Source organism: Pseudomonas sp. KT_2_4, assembly GCF_041410225.1.
In the GTDB taxonomy this organism is placed as follows: Bacteria; Pseudomonadota; Gammaproteobacteria; order Pseudomonadales; family Pseudomonadaceae; genus Aquipseudomonas; species Aquipseudomonas paracarnis.
Genome location: NZ_CP166962.1, coordinates 4,499,288 through 4,517,159 on the forward strand (window position 1 = coordinate 4,499,288; position 17,872 = coordinate 4,517,159).

The 17,872-nt window shown below is 62.9% G+C and carries 15 protein-coding genes; 5 read left to right on the top strand and 10 right to left on the bottom strand.

The window, feature by feature from the left end; translation table 11 throughout:
• Window positions 1-20: 20 nt before the first annotated feature.
• Entirely contained in the window at window positions 21-746 is a 726-nt protein-coding gene (locus tag AB9N64_RS20620; RefSeq protein ID WP_289329321.1) for a cobalt-precorrin-6A reductase, read from the bottom strand.
• Window positions 743-1,948 (bottom strand): precorrin-6y C5,15-methyltransferase (decarboxylating) subunit CbiE, encoded by a 1,206-nt coding sequence (cbiE, locus tag AB9N64_RS20625; protein ID WP_289329320.1) that lies wholly within the window; start codon window positions 1,946-1,948, stop codon window positions 743-745. Before cbiE ends, AB9N64_RS20620 begins: the two co-directional genes overlap by 4 nt.
• Window positions 1,949-1,986: 38 nt before the next feature.
• Between cbiE and cobG the strand changes: the two genes are divergently transcribed.
• The 5 genes from cobG to AB9N64_RS20650 all read left to right on the top strand — a co-directional run bounded on the left by cobG (window position 1,987) and on the right by AB9N64_RS20650 (window position 7,336).
• Complete coding sequence (gene cobG, locus AB9N64_RS20630; RefSeq protein ID WP_289329319.1) at window positions 1,987-3,333, top strand: precorrin-3B synthase; 1,347 nt, start codon at window positions 1,987-1,989, stop codon at window positions 3,331-3,333.
• The gene (locus tag AB9N64_RS20635) at window positions 3,326-3,952 is read left to right on the top strand and encodes a precorrin-8X methylmutase (protein WP_014716722.1); all 627 of its coding nucleotides are present in this window, start codon (window positions 3,326-3,328) and stop codon (window positions 3,950-3,952) included. Before cobG ends, AB9N64_RS20635 begins: the two co-directional genes overlap by 8 nt.
• Entirely contained in the window at window positions 3,952-4,683 is a 732-nt protein-coding gene (locus AB9N64_RS20640; RefSeq protein ID WP_014716723.1) for a precorrin-2 C(20)-methyltransferase, read from the top strand. The genes AB9N64_RS20635 and AB9N64_RS20640 overlap by 1 nt, the downstream gene beginning before the upstream one ends.
• Window positions 4,683-6,320 carry a precorrin-3B C(17)-methyltransferase gene (gene cobJ, locus AB9N64_RS20645; protein WP_103451347.1) on the top strand — a complete coding sequence of 546 codons (1,638 nt, stop codon included), beginning with the start codon at window positions 4,683-4,685 and terminating at the stop codon, window positions 6,318-6,320. Before AB9N64_RS20640 ends, cobJ begins: the two co-directional genes overlap by 1 nt.
• Before the next feature lie 236 nt (window positions 6,321-6,556).
• Window positions 6,557-7,336, top strand: coding sequence for a hypothetical protein (locus AB9N64_RS20650; protein WP_019818279.1), 780 nt, complete (start codon window positions 6,557-6,559; stop codon window positions 7,334-7,336).
• On the opposite strand, the gene AB9N64_RS20655 is transcribed toward AB9N64_RS20650, so the two are convergent.
• The 8 genes from AB9N64_RS20655 to prmA all read right to left on the bottom strand — a co-directional run bounded on the left by AB9N64_RS20655 (window position 7,333) and on the right by prmA (window position 17,817).
• Window positions 7,333-7,929: a MarC family protein gene (locus tag AB9N64_RS20655; RefSeq protein ID WP_003171467.1), complete on the bottom strand. Its 597-nt coding sequence runs from the start codon at window positions 7,927-7,929 to the stop codon at window positions 7,333-7,335. The two genes, AB9N64_RS20650 and AB9N64_RS20655, sit on opposite strands and share 4 nt — an antisense overlap.
• 200 nt (window positions 7,930-8,129) lie before the next feature.
• Window positions 8,130-10,904, bottom strand: a complete 2,775-nt coding sequence (locus tag AB9N64_RS20660) for a hybrid sensor histidine kinase/response regulator (protein WP_019818278.1) — start codon at window positions 10,902-10,904, stop codon at window positions 8,130-8,132.
• 116 nt (window positions 10,905-11,020) lie between these two features.
• Window positions 11,021-12,313 carry a phosphoribosylamine--glycine ligase gene (gene purD, locus AB9N64_RS20665; RefSeq protein WP_014716727.1) on the bottom strand — a complete coding sequence of 431 codons (1,293 nt, stop codon included), beginning with the start codon at window positions 12,311-12,313 and terminating at the stop codon, window positions 11,021-11,023.
• Window positions 12,314-12,442: 129 nt separating this feature from the next.
• Window positions 12,443-14,050 (bottom strand): bifunctional phosphoribosylaminoimidazolecarboxamide formyltransferase/IMP cyclohydrolase, encoded by a 1,608-nt coding sequence (gene purH, locus AB9N64_RS20670; RefSeq protein ID WP_014716728.1) that lies wholly within the window; start codon window positions 14,048-14,050, stop codon window positions 12,443-12,445.
• Between the two features lie 82 nt (window positions 14,051-14,132).
• On the bottom strand, window positions 14,133-14,453 hold the full coding sequence (fis, locus tag AB9N64_RS20675) for a DNA-binding transcriptional regulator Fis (RefSeq protein WP_002555375.1): 321 nt from the start codon (window positions 14,451-14,453) through the stop codon (window positions 14,133-14,135).
• Window positions 14,450-15,463: a tRNA dihydrouridine synthase DusB gene (gene dusB / locus AB9N64_RS20680; RefSeq protein WP_003188182.1), complete on the bottom strand. Its 1,014-nt coding sequence runs from the start codon at window positions 15,461-15,463 to the stop codon at window positions 14,450-14,452. Before dusB ends, fis begins: the two co-directional genes overlap by 4 nt.
• A 185-nt stretch (window positions 15,464-15,648) precedes the next feature.
• Window positions 15,649-16,908, bottom strand: coding sequence for a DUF3426 domain-containing protein (locus tag AB9N64_RS20685; protein ID WP_032904014.1), 1,260 nt, complete (start codon window positions 16,906-16,908; stop codon window positions 15,649-15,651).
• Window positions 16,909-16,938: 30 nt separating this feature from the next.
• Complete coding sequence (gene prmA / locus AB9N64_RS20690; protein ID WP_014716730.1) at window positions 16,939-17,817, bottom strand: 50S ribosomal protein L11 methyltransferase; 879 nt, start codon at window positions 17,815-17,817, stop codon at window positions 16,939-16,941.
• Window positions 17,818-17,872: the final 55 nt, after the last annotated feature.

Consider the following 17,872-nt stretch of genomic DNA (forward strand, 5'->3'; position numbering starts at 1 on the left):
AGCAAGCGAGCGATCCTGACTCATCGAGTGAAGTTTGCCAACGCGCTGAGTGTTTCTTCAGACGACAGGAATTCCCTATCTACTTGAGCCAACATCGGCCGCTTCAACACCAACACCGGCACCCCCCGCTCACGCGCCACTTCCAGCTTCGGCTCGGTGGCGGTGCTGCCGCTGTTCTTGCTGATCAGCACATCAATTCGCCGTTCTTCGAATAACGCCCGCTCGTCCTCGATGAGGAACGGCCCGCGTGCGCCGATCACTTCACAGCGCTTGTTGCCCGGATACACATCCAGCGCGCGCAAGGTCCAGAACTGCTCGGCGGGGATTTCGTCGAGGTGCTGCAAGGGTTCGCGACCCAAGGTGAACAGCGGGCGTTTGAAGGGTTTGAGCGCTTCGACCAGTTCGGCCCAGTCGGCGACCTCTCGCCAATCATCCCCCGGCTGCGGCTGCCACGCCGGGCGTCTTAATGCCCAGCAAGGTACGCCACATGCTCTTGCAGCCTCGGCCGCGTTGCGGCTGATCTGCGCCGCATACGGGTGCGTAGCATCAAGGATCAGGCTGATGCGTTCGGCACGTACAAACTGCGCCAGGCCTTCAGTACCGCCGTAGCCGCCGACCCGCACCTGGCAGGTGAGGTCGGTGGGTACGCGGCCCACGCCGGCCAGGCTGTAGACGTGTTCAGGCCCCAAGGTGCGGGCGATGGCCAGCGCTTCCGTGACGCCGCCCAGCAGCAGAATTCTTTTCATAGCGGCTTGATCACTTCCAGCAACGTGATCGGCAGCGCCTGGCGCCAGGTATCGAACTCGCCCAAGGGCTGCGCCTGGGCCACATGGATGCGGGTCAGTTCGCCGCCATGCTCGGCACGCCAGTTCATCAAGGTCATTTCGCTTTGCAGGGTCACGGCATTGGCAACCAGGCGGCCACCGGGGCGCAGGTGTTGCCAGCAGGTATCGAGCACGCCGTCGCGGGTGACGCCCCCGCCGATGAAGATGGCGTCTGGTGTTTCCAGGCCGCTTAACGCCTCCGGCGCCTTGCCGCGAATCAGTTGCAGACCGGGCACCCCGAGGGCGTCGCGGTTGTGTTCGATCAGGCCTTGGCGGCCGGTGTCGGCTTCAATCGCCAAGGCACGACAGCTGGGATGGGTGCGCATCCATTCAATACCGATGGAGCCACTGCCCGCGCCCACGTCCCATAACAGTTCGCCCGGCATGGGCGCGAGGCGGGCGAGGGTCATGGCGCGCACATCGCGCTTGGTCAGTTGGCCATCGTGTTTGAAGGCTGAGTCCGGCAAGCCGGCAAGACGCGACAGACGCGGTGCGTTCGCATCCGCCAGGCAGTCGATGGCGACCAGGTTCAAATCGGCAACCGTAATGTGCTCCCACGCTTGCGCGTGCCCGTCGATACGCCGTTCAGCCGGGCCGCCCAGGTGTTCAAACACACTGATGCGGCTGGGGCCAAAACCGCGCTCGGTTAACAACGCAGCAATCAAGGCGGGACTGCTGCCGTCATTGCTCAATACCAACAAGCGCACGCCACTGGCCAAATGCGCGTTGATTGCCGCCAATGGCCGCGCCACTACCGACAATGTCACCACCTCCTGCAACGGCCAGCCCAAGCGCGCCGCCGTCAGGGATACCGACGAGGGCGCTGGCAAAATCGTCAACTCCTCAGCCGCCACTTGCCGGGCCAGGCTGGCGCCGACGCCATAGAACATCGGGTCGCCACTGGCCAATACGCACACAAGCTCTCCACGCCGCGACAACACCGGCTCCAGGGAAAACGGGCTCGGCCACAGCTGGCGCTCGCCACCAATACACTGCGGCAGCAGGTCCAACTGGCGCTGAGCACCTATAATCCGCGTGGCGCGCAGCAAGGCATGCCGGGCATTCCTGCCCAGGCCTTTGAAGCCGTCTTCACCGATGCCTACAACCGTCAGCCAGGGCGACATATCAATTCCTTGAACGACATCCGACGGGCAGGCTTTTCATGCCGCCGGACAAAGCAGGCATAATACCGCGCCTTTACCCGTCAACCGGTAGCCCCGTGAACCCAACGCCCGCTGTGAATACCTTGCGCCCCTCGGCTTGTCCGGGGTTGCTGCGTATTGTGCAGGCGTTGGACGGCGGCATTTGCCGAGTCAAATTGGCGGGCGGCGCGATCACTGCCGCCCAGGCCCACGCCGTGGCGGACGCGGCCCAGGCGTATGCGGGCGGGGTGATCGAGGCGACCAACCGCGCCAACCTGCAGATCCGCGGCATCGGCGCCGAGCAGGAGGCGTTGATCGCCCGGCTGCTGGCGGCGGGCCTGGGCCCCAGCAACGCGGGCGGTGACGACGTGCGCAACCTGATGCTCAGCCCCAGCGCCGGCATCGACCCGCAGATGCTGTTCGACACCCGCCCGCTGGCCGCACAGATCCTCGCCACTCTGGAGAACCATCCGCGTTTCCATGAGTTGTCGGCCAAGTTCGCGGTGCAACTCGATGGTGGCGAGGACCTGGCGATGCTCGAACATCACCACGACCTGTGGTTATCGGCCTTCGTACGCCACGGCGAAACCCTGCTCGCGTTCGGCCTGGCCGGCTGTCCGGGCCTGGATGCGCCCCTGGCCGCCGTGCCATTGGGCCAAGGCCTTGAGTTGGTAGTGGCTGTGCTGGAAACCTTTCTGGACCTCGCCACCCCAGAGCAAACGCGTATGCGTCATTTGCCTGTGGATAACGTACTGAGCCATTTGCGCTTGCCGTTGCTGCCAATCGACGGCTTCGAGCGCCCGCCCAGCGACCCGTCGCTCCAGGTGGGCACTTATCCACAAGTGCAAAAGAATCAGTTCTACGTCGCCGCCCTCGCGCCCTTGGGCCGCCTGGACCCGACGATGCTCAAGGGCGCCGCACAACTGGCCAGCGACTATGGGGACGGCACCTTGCGCTTCACCCCCTGGCAAGGTGTGCTGGTGCCCAACGTCGAAAAGCCTCACGCCGTGACCGAGCGCCTGGCGCAACTGGGCTTTATCTGCTCGCTCGGCCACCCGCTGGCGCGCATGATTGCCTGCACCGGTTCCAGCGGCTGCGCAAAAGGCCTGGCCGACACCAAGGCTGACGCCGTGCAACTGGCCGCTCTGCAATCGGGCGTTGAGGTGCATCTGTCCGGCTGCCCGCGCTCCTGTGCTGCCGCGCACACCGCGCCAGTCACCTTGCTGGCGGTGAGCCCCGGCCACTACGACCTCTATTTTCGCGATGCAGCCCAGCCTGGTTTTGGCCGGCTGCACGCGCGCACTCTTTCCATTGAAGCGGCGGGCGCCCTGTTGTGCGCTCGTCCACGGAGCAACACCGATGATTGATTACATCCGCGACGGTCAGGAGATCTATCGCAACTCCTTCGCCATTATTCGCGCGGAAGCCAAGTTGGACCGCATCCCGGCTGATTTGGAAAAACTCGCGGTGCGGGTGATTCATGCGTGCGGCATGGTCGAAGCCATCGACGGCCTGCAATTCTCCGAAGGGGCCGGCAAGGCCGGGCGTGACGCGTTGGCCGCTGGCGCGCCGATTCTGTGCGATGCGCGGATGGTCTCCGAAGGCGTGACTCGCACACGCCTGCCGGCCAATAATCAGGTGATCTGCACCCTGCGTGACGACAGCGTGCCGGAGCTGGCGCGGGAGCTGGGCAACACCCGTTCCGCCGCCGCCCTTGAGCTGTGGCGCCCGCACCTGGAGGGCAGTGTGGTGGTGATCGGCAACGCGCCGACCGCGTTGTTCTACCTGCTGGAAATGCTCGACGCCGGCGCGCCGAAACCGGCGTTGATCCTCGGTTTCCCGGTGGGTTTTGTCGGCGCCGCCGAATCCAAGGCCATGCTCGCCGCTGACAGCCGTGGGGTGCCGTTCGTGATCATGCAAGGTCGCCTGGGCGGCAGCGCCATGGCTGCCGCCGCCGTCAATGCCCTGGCCACGGAGGTCGAATAATGCAGGTGCGCGGACGTTTGCTTGGCCTGGGCGTAGGCCCCGGCGACCCGGAACTGATCACCGTCAAGGCTCTGCGCTTGCTGCGCGAATCGCCGGTGGTGGCGTACTTCGTGGCCAAGGGCAAGAAGGGCAACGCCTTCGGCATCATCGAGGACCACCTGGTGCCGCAACAGACCCTGATGCCGCTGGTGTACCCGGTGACCACCGAAGCGCTGCCCGCGCCGCTGTCCTACGAGCAAGTGATCAGCGACTTCTACGACAACGCCAGCCTCGACGTGGCCGCGCACCTGGACGCGGGCCGCGACGTGGCGGTGATCTGCGAAGGTGACCCGTTTTTCTACGGCTCCTACATGTACCTGCATGACCGCCTGGCCGAGCGCTACGACGCCGAGGTGATTCCAGGCGTGTGCTCGATGCTCGGTGGTGCCTCGGTACTCGGCGCGCCGTTGGTGTATCGCAACCAGAGCTTGTCGGTGCTCTCGGGCGTGTTGCCCCACGAGGATCTCAAGCGCCGCTTGGCGGACGCCGATGCCGCAGTGATCATGAAGCTGGGGCGCAACTTTCCGAAAGTGCGCCAGGTGTTGGAAGAACTGGGTCTGGCCGAGCGGGCGTTGTACGTGGAACGCGCGACCATGGCCAACCAGAAGATCGTGCCGCTGGATCAGGTGGAGCCGATGTCGTCGCCGTATTTCTCACTGATCATCGTGCCCGGTGAACGGTGGCAAGGTTGATGACCCCGGCGATTGTGATTCTGGGCCAGGGCAGCCTGACGACTGCGCGCAAGCTTCAGCAGGTTTACCCCGGCGCGTTGATCCACGGTTTGGCCACACGGGTTGAAGGTGCAGACCGCACCTACAGCGAATTCGGCGCGACCTTGCGTCAGCTTTATCAGCAGGGCACGCCACTGATTGCCCTGTGCGCCGCGGGCATTGTGATCCGCACCCTGGCGCCGTTGCTGCTGGAAAAGGGCGAAGAGCCCGCCGTGCTGGCCGTGGCCGAAGACGGCAGCGCGGTGGTGCCGTTGCTCGGTGGCCTGGGTGGCGTGAACCTGATGGCGCGCGACATTGGCGCAGCACTCGGCGTGTCTGCCGCCATCACCACCAGCGGCGAGTTGCGTTTTGGCACCTGCCTGCTCAACCCGCCAGCGGGCTATCAACTGGCCGACATCGAGTTGGGCAAACGCTTTGTCTCCGACCTTCTGGCCGGCGAAAGCGTGCGCATCGAAGGCGCGGCGCCATGGCTGGAGGAGGCTAACCTGCCTCAGGATCAACAAGCGCGCCTGGCGATTCATGTGGGCAGTGCCGAGCGCACACCGGCAGCCAACGAGTTGCTGATTTACCCGCAGAATGTCTACGTCACCTGCCGGCCGGGTGCGCAGTTGGCCGAGCGTGTGCGCACGGCGTTGCAGGAGGCGGGCGTGGCCGTGCAATCCCTGGCCTGCCTGCTGGCCAGCGACCTGCAGATGGCTGACGCGTCCTTGCATGAGGCCGCGTCGGCCTTGGGTGTACCGTTGCGCTTTGCCGCGCTGACACCCGTTGCGGACATCAGTATTACCGTGGCCGAGCAGCCCTTGGACCTGTCACAGGTTGGGCGCCCGCGCGGGCGGCTGGCGGTGATTGGCCTGGGCCCCGGCGCCGCAGAACTGATGGTGCCGGCGGTGAAGGCGGAACTGGCGCGTTGCACCGATGTGCTGGGCTATGAAACCTACGTGCGCATGGCCGGGCCATTCCGTGACGATCAAGTGCAACACTGCACCGACAACCGCGAAGAAATGCAGCGCGCCCGCCACGCCTTCGAGCTAGCTGCGCAAGGCCGCTCGGTGGTGGTGGTGTCCTCTGGAGACCCGGGTGTATTCGCCATGGCCGCGGCGGTGATCGAGGCGCTGCACGAGTCCAGCGAGCCGGCCTGGCATCAGGTCGACCTGGAAATCCTGCCAGGGGTCTCCGCCTCGCTGGCCACCGCCGCCCAGGCAGGCGCGCCGCTTGGGCATGACTTCTGTGTGATGTCGCTGTCGGATAACCTCAAGCCTTGGTCTATCATCGAAAAACGCCTGGACCTGGCTTCCCAGGCCGACCTGGCCTTGGCGTTCTACAACCCGATCTCGCGGTCGCGGCCTTGGCAACTGGGGCGCGCCCTGGAAATCGTCGCGCTGCATCGCACGCCACAGACGCCAGTGGTGCTGGGCCGTGACATCGGCCGCCCAGGCCAGACACTGCGCGTCACCACCTTGGGCCAACTGACGCCCGAGCAGGTGGACATGCGCACCATGGTACTGATCGGTTCATCCACCACTTGTGTGTTCCCGCGTGCGGGTGGCGGCGAGTGGGTGTACACGCCACGTTGGTATGGCAACAAACCCAACTCCTGAAACAGCCCCGTTGGCTGCCGGAAAGCTCCGAATATCCCAGGGATTCCCCTGGCGTTGTTCGGAGCTTTTTCTTTTTTATGCGATGAAAACCGCACGCCTGCCCGCCGCGCCTTGTCATTGCTGGACGCTGGTTTTGGGCGGGGCAGGCCAAGGGATGTTTGTCGCATGGAAACCCCGCCGCTCCCTGGACTAGTGTGGAAGCAAGCCCCATGTGGGGTGCTTGTGGAGAACAGAAAATGGAGCGACGTCACAAAAGGATCAACAGCAAAAAAAGGCGCAAGTTGATTGCCGCCTACAAGTTACCGGGCGCACCTGCCAGGCAGGCCACGGCAGTGTTGGATAGCGAGGATGATTGCAATGCGGCCGTGGTCAACAACGGCGTGATTTCGTTTGCCGAAGGCTTGTCGGCGTTGAATCGGGAATACGTGCGCAAAAGCTATCTGCTGGCCAGCAGTTATGTGAGCGATGTGCTGAACGTCCAGCGAGGCAGCGAGGCGTGGTACGAGGAATTTATCAAGGTGATGGTCAGCCTGGGGTGGCTGCCGCTGCGCAGTCGCTTTGAGCGAGTCTCGCGTGCGGGCAAGGGCCTGACGGTGCAACTGGCGGCGCTGAATATCATCGCCTCGATGCTGACGTCGACGGCGCTGTCCGGGCCACTGCTCAGCGCATTGCCAAAGCTGGCTGCCGATGCGCTGGACGCACTGAAGCGCCAGCCAGCATCTTTCGAGCTGTTCAAGCGCAATTGCGCAGTGCGTGAGGGCGGCGATTTCGGCCTGGCCTCCTGCGTTGAAACAGACGGCGAGTTGATCATGGTGCTGGTGACCTACAGCACCCATGGTGTGGATAAACAGGTGGGCCTGCCCTTCCTGGAGTGGGACAGCTCCTCGTTCGAGGCCTTCAGCGGGCAGACTTGCCTGGTGCTCAATACCTCGATGGTCAACGAGAAAACCATCCAACTGATGCGCGAAAGCGCCGGTGACAAAGTGGAAATGGCTATCGCCAAATACCGGATCTAGGGCACCAGGTAGCCGCGTACCCCGGTAAAAATGATTTGCGCGGCCAGGGCGCAGACGAACAGGCCCATCAACCGGCTGACAATCTGCAAGCCCTGGTCGCCGAGAATGCGTTCGATACGGTTGGACAGGTACAGCACCACGCCCACCGTCAGGCTGGCCAGGGCAATACTGAGGATGGCGGTGAGCTTATCGTCCCAGTGCGGTTGGCTGACGCCCATCACCAGTAAGGCGCCAATGGTGCCGGGGCCGACGGTGAGCGGGATGGTCAGCGGCACGATGGTCACGTCCTGCTGCACGTTGTCGGTCTGCACCGCCGACTTGCCCTGAGCCATGCCTAATGCGGAGATAAACAACACGCTGCCGGCGCCGATACGGAACGCATCCACGGTAATGCCGAACACGCTGAAAATTACCCGACCGAACAGGTAGAGCAACACGCTCGATACCAGGGTGGCCAGTGCAACTTTCCACGCCAGGCGCCGACGCTCCTTGCTGGAGTAGCCACGGGTCAGGCTGATAAAGCAGGACAGCACAAAGAACGGGCTGTAGAGCACCAGCATCTTCAGGTAAACGCTGAACAACACATGGAGCATGGGGGCGGCTCGCGGGCGGGGAAAGTGTGGAGGAGTCTATCCGACACAGATCAAATGTGGGAGCTGGCTGATCGTTCCCGCGCTCTGCTGATCGTTCCCATGCTCTGCGTGGGAATGCATCCAGTGACGCTCTGCGTCGCGTTCAAGCAGGACGCGGAGCTTACCGGGCGGCGTTGCCACGCGGAGCGTGGGAACGATCATCAGGAAAGGGTGCTGTGCTCAGGGCGCTGTTGGCGCTGCGCCACCCAGTAGTCCACCAGCTCGCGCAGTTGCGACAGTTCCACCGGCTTGGCCATATGCCCGTCCATGCCCGCCTGGCGTGCGCGTTCTTTGTGTTCCGACAGGATATGCGCGGTAAGCGCCACCACCGGCGTGCGCACGCGTTGATGGCTGATTTCCCACGCCCGCAGTTGCTGCGTGGCGGAGAAACCATCGAGGATCGGCATCTCACAGTCCATCAATACCAGGTCATAACGCTGGGCTTTCATTGCCTGCAGCGCTTCTTCGCCGTTGCTGGCGGTGTCCGGGTTGAGGTTGAGCTTGCCGAGCATGCCGCGAATCACTTTGGTGGAGATGCTGTTGTCTTCGGCTACCAGGATGCGGAAATCGCTGGGCACGGTAATGGCTGCCGGTGCGCTGGGGGCCGGGCGTGCAACGAGGGCGCCTTTGCTGCGCTGGGTCAGCTCATCGGCCAGGGTGGTCTTGAGGGTATAACCCGCCACTGGCTTGGCGAGAATGCGCTTGATCCCACAGTTGCGCGCAATGATCTTGCTCGGCGCGTTACTGATGCCGGTGAGCATGATCAGCAGTATGTCGTGGTTCAGGCTCGGATCTTCCTTGATCTTCGCCGCCAGTTGCATGCCGGTCATGCCGGGCATGTTCTGGTCCAGCAGCACCACGTCGAAGTAATCACGCAGGTGCGCTTTGGTACGCAGCAGCGCCAGGGCCTCCTTGCCCGAAGGCGCGGCGCTGACGTTCAGGCCCCAGGCCGTGCACTGCTGAACCAGCACTTTGCGGCAGGTGTCGTTATCGTCCACCACCAGTACGCGGGCGTCCTTGAGCGGGCCGTCGAGGTCGCTGGTCGGATGCTCCAGGCGTTCCGGGTCCAGGGGCAGGGTCAGCCACAGGGTGCTGCCCTGGTGACTGCCGCTTTTGATGCCGAACTCGCCGTTCATCAACAGGATCAATTGGCGGGCAATGACCAGGCCCAGGTGGCCGCTCAAACGCGTCGCCGAGAGGAAGTTCTTGCTGTGCAGTTCGCTGTGCAGCAGGGCGTCGCGTTCGGCGGCTTCCATGGGCACGCCGCTGTCTTGCACGGCAATGCGCAGGCGTGGCTTGGGGCTGCGCTCATCCAGGGCGACGACGATCAGCACTTCGCCTTCATCGGTTTTGTGCAGGGCGTTTTCCAAAAGGCTCAGCAGCGCCTGGCGCAGCCGCGTCGGATCACCGCTGATCACCCGTGGCACCTGAGGCTGGATAAAGCTGATCAGCTCGACATTCTGCTGCTCGGCCTTGGCGCGGAAGATGCTCAGGCAGTCGTCGATCAATGCATTGAGGTCGAACTGCACATCATCCAGTTCGATCTGACCGGATTCGAGCTTGGAAATGTCGAGAATTTCGTTGATCAGGGTGAGCAACTCGTTACCGGCGCTGTGGATGGTCTGCACATAGTCGCGTTGCTTCACCGACAACGGCGTGCCCAGCAGTAACTCGGTCATGCCCAGCACACCGTTCATGGGCGTGCGGATTTCGTGGCTGATCTTCGCCAGGAACTCGGCCTTGGCGGCGATTTCGGCGTTGCTGGCCGCCAGGTCGCGGCTCAGGCTGAAGCGGGTTTCGACAATGGCGCGCTGGCGCTCGCCGAGGGCCAGGCTCATCAGCAGGCCGCTGAGGCAGATAAAGCTCAGCAGGGTGACGATCAGGCCTTGTGGCGCCACCAGGGTGAGGCCGAGCAGGGCGGGCAGGATGATCAGCGTGCCGATGTTGAACACCACCATGGCCGCCACGAACAAGCGCGCCGGGCGGTAGCCTTTTTGCCAATGATAGGCCGAGACGAACAGCATGCTCAGGCCCGCCAGCGCGACCAGGGCATAGGTGATGATGTTCAGCGGCAAGGTGTTGACGAACAACAACAGCAAGCCGCACAGGACGATCAGCAGGATGTCCGCCATCAACACTTTGTTCAGCGGATGCGGGCCCAGTGGCATGAAAAAGCGGTAGGCAAACATCAACCCGCAGGGTGCGGTCAGCAGTAGGGCCAGGTAGGCGCCAGGGGTCTGGATCGCGTGCCAGTTCGGCAGCCACGGCCCCACCAGGTTGAGCAGTAGCGCCAGGCTGAGCATCAACAGGAATTCGCACGCGGCCAGCCACAGGCTACTGCGCGAGCGGTGGTAGGCGAAGCGCGTGAGGTTGTGCAGGATCAGCATCGACAGCACGCCGAACAGCAGACCGTAGATCAATGTCTGGTTCTGGTTGGCAGCGGCCAGCACCGCCGGTTCCAGGGTGATGTAAGGGCGCAGTTCGTGTTCCGAGACCAGGCGCAAATACACCTCCAGGGGCCGCGGGCTCTGGGGCATCGGTAACATGAAGTCACTGCTGGGCAACGGGCGCTCAGCCTGGGGTTGGCGAGTGCCGGTGATTTGCTGCTCCACCAGGGTGTCGCCGTCCAGTACGTACAGGCTCAGGCTGGACAGGTCCGGGGCAAACACCCGCAGCACTTGTTCGTGCTTGCCGGGTTGCAGCCTGAAGCGCACCCACAACGCACCGTCCGGCTGCGCGGCAGTGATCCGGTCCAGTTCGATGGGGCTGAATTGATTGGTATAGCGGGCGGAACGGATGTCGCTCAGTTGCAGGTCGGCCTGTTCATCAAGCAATACCGCCCAGCCACTGCCTTGTGCGGCGGCCTGGGCCGGTAGCAAGCAGAGCAGGGTCAGTAGACTGATTGTGAAACCTATGGCGATCCTGAGCCAGCGCACGGCGAAATCCCTTCGGTAGGTGGATGCACGGGTTAACTATGCGCGGGGCGACAGGGTACGGCAAGGGCCAAAGGCCCTTACCTAACCGAACGGATAGCTACTGCAAGTGTAGCTGCTCAGTTGTTCTCACCACGTTCGCGGGCAATGGCACGGTAGCCAATGTCGGTGCGGTAGAAGCAGCCTTTCCAGTCGATTTTCGCCGCCAGTTTGTAGGCCTGTTGTTGCGCGGCATCGACACTGGCACCCATCGCGGTGGCGCACAATACGCGGCCACCGGCGGTTACAACTTTGCCGTCCTTGAGCGCGGTGCCCGCATGGAACACCTTGCCTTCCAGCGCAGCGGCGGCGTCGAGGCCTTCGATCACATCGCCCTTGGCGTAGTCGGCAGGGTAGCCACCGGCCGCCAGCACAATCCCAACACTAGGACGTGGGTCCCACTGCGCTTCGACCTTGTCCAGGGCCTGGGCGAGGGCGGCTTCCACCAGCAGCACCAGGCTCGATTGCAGGCGCAGCATCACCGGTTGGGTTTCCGGATCGCCGAAGCGGCAGTTGAACTCGATGACTTTGGGGTTACCTGCTTTGTCGATCATCAGGCCGGCATAGAGGAAACCGGTGTATACGTTGCCTTCATCCGCCATGCCGCGCACGGTTGGCCAGATCACCAGGTCCATGACGCGCTGGTGCACGTCGGCGGTTACGACGGGTGCCGGGGAGTAGGCACCCATGCCGCCGGTGTTCGGGCCGCTGTCGCCGTTGCCGACGCGTTTGTGGTCCTGGCTGGTGGCCATCGGCAATACGTTCTTGCCGTCGACCATCACGATAAAGCTGGCTTCTTCGCCATCGAGGAATTCCTCGATGACCACCCGCGAGCCGGCGTCACCAAAGGCATTGCCGGCGAGCATGTCGCGCACGGCGTCTTCGGCTTCCTGCAGGGTCATGGCGACGATCACGCCTTTACCGGCAGCCAGGCCATCGGCCTTGATCACGATCGGTGCACCTTTCTCACGCAGGTAAGCCAGGGCCGGCTCGATCTCGGTGAAGTTCTGGTAGTCGGCCGTGGGGATCTTGTGGCGAGCCAGGAAGTCCTTGGTGAAGGCTTTCGAGCCTTCCAGCTGGGCGGCGCCCGCGGTAGGCCCGAAGCAGTCCAGGCCACGGCTGCGAAACAGATCGACGACGCCTGCCACCAGTGGCACTTCCGGGCCGACGATGGTCAGGGAAACATTCTTCTCGGCAAAATCTGCCAGTTGCTCCAGGGCCAGCACGTCGATGGCGACGTTTTCGCACTTGGCTTCGATGGCGGTGCCGGCGTTGCCGGGGGCCACGAAGACTTTCTGCACGCGTGGGTCCTGGGCTACTTTCCAGGCCAGGGCGTGTTCACGGCCACCGCTGCCAATGATCAAAACATTCATTTCAAAAACCTCGTTAACTTGATCGTTCCCACGCTCTGCGTGGTAATGCTACTTGTGACGCTCTGCGTCACGCTTTGGAACGCAGAGCGTCCCGGACTGCATTCCCACGCAGAGCGTGGGAACGATCAATCAGTGGCGGAAGTGGCGCATGCCGGTGAAGACCATCGCAATGCCAGCTTCATCAGCGGCGGCGATGACTTCTGCATCACGCATCGAACCGCCCGGTTGGATCACGGCGGTCACGCCGGCTTTTGCAGCGTTGTCCAGGCCGTCACGGAACGGGAAGAACGCATCGGAAGCCATCACCGAACCCACCACCTGCAAACCGGCGTGCTCAGCCTTGATCGCGGCGATACGCGCCGAGTTCACGCGGCTCATCTGACCAGCGCCGACACCGATGGTCTGGCGGTTCTTGGCGTAGACGATGGCGTTGGACTTGACGTATTTGGCCACTTTCCAGGCGAAGATCAGGTCGTTGATCTCTTGCTCGGTCGGCGCGCGCTTGGTCACGACTTTCAGGTCCTGGCTGCCGATCATGCCGATGTCGCGGCTCTGTACCAGCAGGCCGCCATTGACGCGCTTGTAGTCCCAGGCCGCGGCGCGGTCTGCCGACCACTCGCCACAGGCCAGCAGGCGCACGTTGGCTTTGGCGGCGACGATGGCGCGGGCTTCTTCGCTGACGCTTGGGGCGATGATCACTTCGACGAACTGGCGCTCGACGATGGCCTTGGCGGTCTCGGCATCCAGTTCGCGGTTGAAGGCAATGATGCCGCCGAATGCGGATTCGGTGTCGGTGGCGTAGGCCAGTTCGTACGCCTGGCGGATACCGCCTTCAGCGTCCGGGCTGACGGCCACGCCGCACGGGTTGGCGTGCTTGACGATCACGCAGGCCGGTTTGACGAAGCTCTTCACGCATTCCAGCGCGGCGTCGGTATCGGCCACGTTGTTGTAGGAAAGTTCTTTGCCTTGCAGTTGGGTCGCGGTGGCAATGCCCACTTCGGCAGGCTTGGCTTCCACGTAGAACGCCGCGCTCTGGTGCGGGTTCTCGCCGTAGCGCATTTCCTGGGCCTTGATGAACTGGCTGTTGAAGGTGCGCGGGAACTGGCTGCGGCCTTCGGTGCTGAGGGTGTCAGCCGCCTGGTTCACGGTGCCCATGTAGTTGGCGATCATGCCGTCGTAGGCGGCGGTGTGTTCGAACGCCTTGAGCATCAGGTCGAAGCGCTGGGCGTAGGTCAGGCCACCGGCCTTGAGGTTTTCCAGGACGTTGGCGTAGTCACTGGCGTTGACCACGATGGCCACGTCTTTGTGGTTCTTGGCCGCCGAGCGCACCATGGTCGGGCCGCCGATATCGATGTTTTCGATGGCGGTCGGCAGGTCGCAGCCTGGCTTGTTGATGGTGGCTTCGAACGGGTAGAGGTTAACGGCCACCAGGTCGATCGGCTTGATGCCGTGCTCGGTCATGATGGCGTCGTCGATGCCGCGACGGCCAAGGATGCCGCCGTGGATTTTCGGGTGCAGGGTCTTGACGCGACCGTCCATCATTTCTGCGAAACCGGTGTAGTCCGCGACTTCCACTGCGGCCACGCCGTTGTCCTGCAGCAGTTTGAAGGTCCCGCCCGTGGAGAGGATTTCCACACCCAGGGCTTCCAGCTCCCGGGCAAATTCAAGGATCCCGGTCTTGTCGGAAACACTGATCAAGGCACGGCGGATCGGCAGGCGGGTGGTCTGGTCGGTCATCTCAATTTCCATCAAAAGCAAAGGAAGTCAGCAAAAAAGGCGACCGGTTTTACGCGGGCGCCTTTCTGGTTTGATTGAATGCTTACAGCAAATCGTACTGCTTGAGCTTTTTGCGCAAGGTGCCACGGTTGAGGCCCAGCAGCTCACTGGCTTTGGTCTGGTTGCCCTTGACGTAGTTCATCACGCTTTCGAGCAAGGGCGCCTCGACTTCGGAGAGCACCAGGTTGTACACATCCGTGACGGAAGCGCCCTCAAGGTGGGCGAAATAATTGTGCAGCGCCTTCTCGACACTCCCGCGAAGGGTCTGGCCTTCTTCGCTCGGCGTGTTGAGGTGCTGTTTCAAATTGACGTTGTCGCTCACGGGTGTTGTTCCACTCACTAAAGTCTCGGTCATCATCGTCATGCGGCCACCCCTTCTCCATCCCCTGTTCCCAGGCTCTTGTCGCGTCCGGCGAAGAACTCACGAACGGTGGCGACCTGTGCCTGCGTTTCATCCAAACGATTGAACTGAGCGCGGAATTCCTTGGCGCCCGGCAAGGTGGCGAGATACCAGCCGACATGCTTGCGAGCAATGCGTACTCCCATCACGTCCCCATAGAAGGCGTGCAGGGCGGCCAGATGCTCTAGCAGAATACGTTCCACCTCGACCAACTCTGGTGCCGGCAAGACTTCACCAGTACGCAGGAAATGCTCGATTTCACGAAAAATCCACGGCCGCCCCTGGGCGGCCCGGCCAATCAACAAACCATCGGCACCGGTCGCGTGCAGCACGCGCCGGGCTTTCTCGGCACTGTCGATGTCGCCATTGGCAAAGACGGGCATCGACACGGCCTGCTTGATCGCGGCAATGGTGTCGTACTCGGCTTCACCGGTGTAAAGGTCGGCGCGGGTGCGGCCATGCACCGCCAGCGCTGCAATACCAGCCTGTTCAGCGATCTTCGCCACCGTCAGGCCATTCTTGTTGTCCCGGTCCCAACCGGTACGAATCTTCAGGGTCACCGGTACATCTACTGCGCCGACAACGGCCTGCAGGATCTCGGCGACCAACTGCTCATCTTTCAACAGCGCGGAACCGGCGGCCTTGTTGCAGACCTTTTTGGCCGGGCAGCCCATGTTGATATCGATGATCTGTGCACCCAGCTCCACATTGGCCCGGGCTGCATCCGCCAGCATCTGCGCATCGCCACCGGCGATCTGCACCGAGCGTGGCTCGGGATCACCTTCGTGGATCATGCGCATCCGCGACTTGCGGGTGTTCCACAAACTCATGTCGCTGGTAACCATTTCAGAGACTACTAGACCCGCGCCCAAACGCTTGCACAGCTGACGAAAGGGCTGGTCGGTGACACCCGCCATCGGGGCGAGGATCAAGCCGTTCTGCAATGTGTATGGGCCGATGCGTACCGCCGACATAGGACTTCCCTGTTGTGGGGCCGGATCATTAGAGTTCGAAAAAGGGTTGGCATGATACCCGCTCTCGATGACGGGTTAAAGGCTGAATTGGATAAAATCTGAACAGTTATTTTTTTATCGCCATCGGTTTGGTTGACGATGGCCAAGTCAATAATCCGCCGTCAAACCTCGGTGGGCGCGCCGTTTCACTCGGGTGAATGGAAGCTCAGGCTGTAATTCACGGCTTTGTTGCCGGGGTCCAGGATGTCCAGGGAGATGTGGATTGGCGTCTGGGAGGGCATTTCGCTCACGCCGGCCAACTCGCCGCTCAGGTATTCGGCGGGCTTGAAGCGACGACTGGCAATCAGGCCGCCGTTCAAGTCCGCAAAGCGCAGCTCCAGCAGTGGGAAGGGCTGGGAGAAGGTCGCGCGGTTATAGAGGATGGCATCTACCACCAGTGCCCCGGCGAACTCGGGGTGGCTGCGCACCACCAGGTTGCTGCTCTTGATATGGGTAATGTCGACCCGCGATGGCACGGTGCACCCCAGTTTCGGGCATAGCGTCTGGAACCACGGGCGATAGGCGTCCTGGCGGGCCAGGTCGTCGAACTGGTAGGCGATGTACTGGCCGGCCAGGCCGGCGGCGGCGAGTACGACCAACAATATCCAGAGCAGACGGCGACCCCAGCCTGACGGACGCTTCTGCGCATACAGGTGCAGGGGGTCGTCTTCCAGGTCCTGGAGCAACTCATCGTGTACACCGGCCTCCGTTCGCGCGCGCTTGCGTCGCGCGAACGCGCGGTCTTCGGGTTCAGGCTCATCGTGCTCGTCGCGGGTGGGTGTCAGCGGCGGGTCGAGGTCGTCATCCACGGTAGTGGCGTGCAGAGCTGGTTCGTCATCGAGTTCGTCGACGTGGGCAGACATGGACGGTTCGGTGCGCTGTTTGGACGCAGGTGCCTTAACCGGCTCGGGCTCTTCTTCTGGTGCCTGTGCACGCTCTTCGGGTGGCTCACTGAACAGGCTGGCCGCCCATTTTTCTTCCTCGGCCTTGACCGTGTCGCGGCTGGCACTGAAGGACTCTTCCTTTTGCCGACGGTCGGCGCCTGGCTGGCGACGTTCTGCGCCCACTGCCTGGGTGTGCTGGATCTCGCGACGTTCCAGCCTGGCCAGTTCCTTGTCCAGGTTATCCAGGTCCAGCTCTTCGGCCGTCCACTGCTTCTGGCTGATGGCCCGCGGTGGCGGGGGAGGCATTTCGACAGTCGGTTCGGCGGCCGGCTCGGCGGTGGTCGGCACTTCAGGCTCCGGCGCAGACGCCTGGGCCCGTTGCTCCAGCAACTGGCGAGCGGCGTTGAATACTTGCAGGCACGAGCCGCAACGCACCACGCCGCGAGCCACGCTCAGCTGAGCGTGGTTGACGCGAAAACGCGATTGGCAATGTGGGCACTGGGTGACGAAACTGTCGGTCATGCGGCCATCCGATTCAGGCAAGCGCTCATTCTAGCGCCGACGACCGCTGATGCGTACCCAGCCATCACGGTTGGCGATCGGGTCCAGCTCGAAGTCCTTGGCGTAGGCCGCAGCCACGTCTTCACCTTGCTCGGCGAGGATGCCCGACAGCGCCAGGCGCCCGCCCGGCTTGACCAGGCTCGACAGTTGCGGCGCCAGCGACACCAGTGGCCCGGCGAGGATATTGGCCACCAGCACATCGGCCTGAACCTGGGGCAGGTCCTCAGGCAGGTAGAGTGGGAATTTGCCTTCGGCAATGTTGTTGCGCCCGGCGTTATCGCGGGAGGCTTCCAGGGCCTGCACGTCGATATCGGTGCCCACGGCCTCCTTGGCGCCCAGCAGCAGGGCGGCGATGGCCAGGATCCCCGAGCCGCAGCCGAAGTCCAGTACGTTGCTGTCGGTCAGGTCCTGGCCGTCCAGCCATTCCAGGCACAGGGCGGTGGTCGGGTGCGTGCCGGTACCGAACGCAAGGCCCGGGTCCAGCAGCAGGTTGACGGCGTTTGGCTCAGGAGCAGCGTGCCAGCTTGGCACGATCCACAAGCGCTGGCCGAAGCGCATGGGCTGGAAGTTATCCATCCAACTGCGTTCCCAGTCCTGGTCTTCGATGACTTCGCTGTGATGCTCGGGTAGCGGGCTGCCGGTGAGCAGTTCCATATGGGCCAGCACGGCAGCGGCGTCGGTGCCGTCTTCGAACAGGGCCAGCAAGTGGGTGTGGGACCACAGCGGCGTGGTATTGAGTTCCGGCTCGAAGATCGGCTGGTCTTCGGCGTCCATGAAGGTCACCGACACAGCACCCACTTCGAGGAACGCGTCTTCGTAGGTTTCGGCTTGTTCTGGGCTGATGGCGAGACGGACTTGCAGCCAAGGCATGGCGGGCACCTTTGAAAAAAATGAATGTGCGGCGGGCAGGCCGCGAAAGCGCGCA

Excerpts from the sequence above, each read along its gene's own strand:
- AB9N64_RS20620 (WP_289329321.1), bottom strand. The coding sequence starts at position 746 with ATGAAAAGAATTCTGCTGCTGGGCGGCGTCACGGAAGCGCTGGCCATC.
- prmA (WP_014716730.1), bottom strand. The coding sequence starts at position 17,817 with ATGCCTTGGCTGCAAGTCCGTCTCGCCATCAGCCCAGAACAAGCCGAA.
- cobJ (WP_103451347.1), top strand. The coding sequence starts at position 4,683 with ATGACCCCGGCGATTGTGATTCTGGGCCAGGGCAGCCTGACGACTGCG.
- AB9N64_RS20650 (WP_019818279.1), top strand. The coding sequence starts at position 6,557 with ATGGAGCGACGTCACAAAAGGATCAACAGCAAAAAAAGGCGCAAGTTG.
- purH (WP_014716728.1), bottom strand. The coding sequence starts at position 14,050 with ATGACCGACCAGACCACCCGCCTGCCGATCCGCCGTGCCTTGATCAGT.
- AB9N64_RS20655 (WP_003171467.1), bottom strand. The coding sequence starts at position 7,929 with ATGCTCCATGTGTTGTTCAGCGTTTACCTGAAGATGCTGGTGCTCTAC.
- dusB (WP_003188182.1), bottom strand. The coding sequence starts at position 15,463 with ATGTCGGCGGTACGCATCGGCCCATACACATTGCAGAACGGCTTGATC.
- fis (WP_002555375.1), bottom strand. The coding sequence starts at position 14,453 with ATGACGATGATGACCGAGACTTTAGTGAGTGGAACAACACCCGTGAGC.
- AB9N64_RS20640 (WP_014716723.1), top strand. The coding sequence starts at position 3,952 with ATGCAGGTGCGCGGACGTTTGCTTGGCCTGGGCGTAGGCCCCGGCGAC.
- cobG (WP_289329319.1), top strand. The coding sequence starts at position 1,987 with ATGCCGCCGGACAAAGCAGGCATAATACCGCGCCTTTACCCGTCAACC.
- AB9N64_RS20685 (WP_032904014.1), bottom strand. The coding sequence starts at position 16,908 with ATGACCGACAGTTTCGTCACCCAGTGCCCACATTGCCAATCGCGTTTT.
- purD (WP_014716727.1), bottom strand. The coding sequence starts at position 12,313 with ATGAATGTTTTGATCATTGGCAGCGGTGGCCGTGAACACGCCCTGGCC.
- AB9N64_RS20635 (WP_014716722.1), top strand. The coding sequence starts at position 3,326 with ATGATTGATTACATCCGCGACGGTCAGGAGATCTATCGCAACTCCTTC.
- cbiE (WP_289329320.1), bottom strand. The coding sequence starts at position 1,948 with ATGTCGCCCTGGCTGACGGTTGTAGGCATCGGTGAAGACGGCTTCAAA.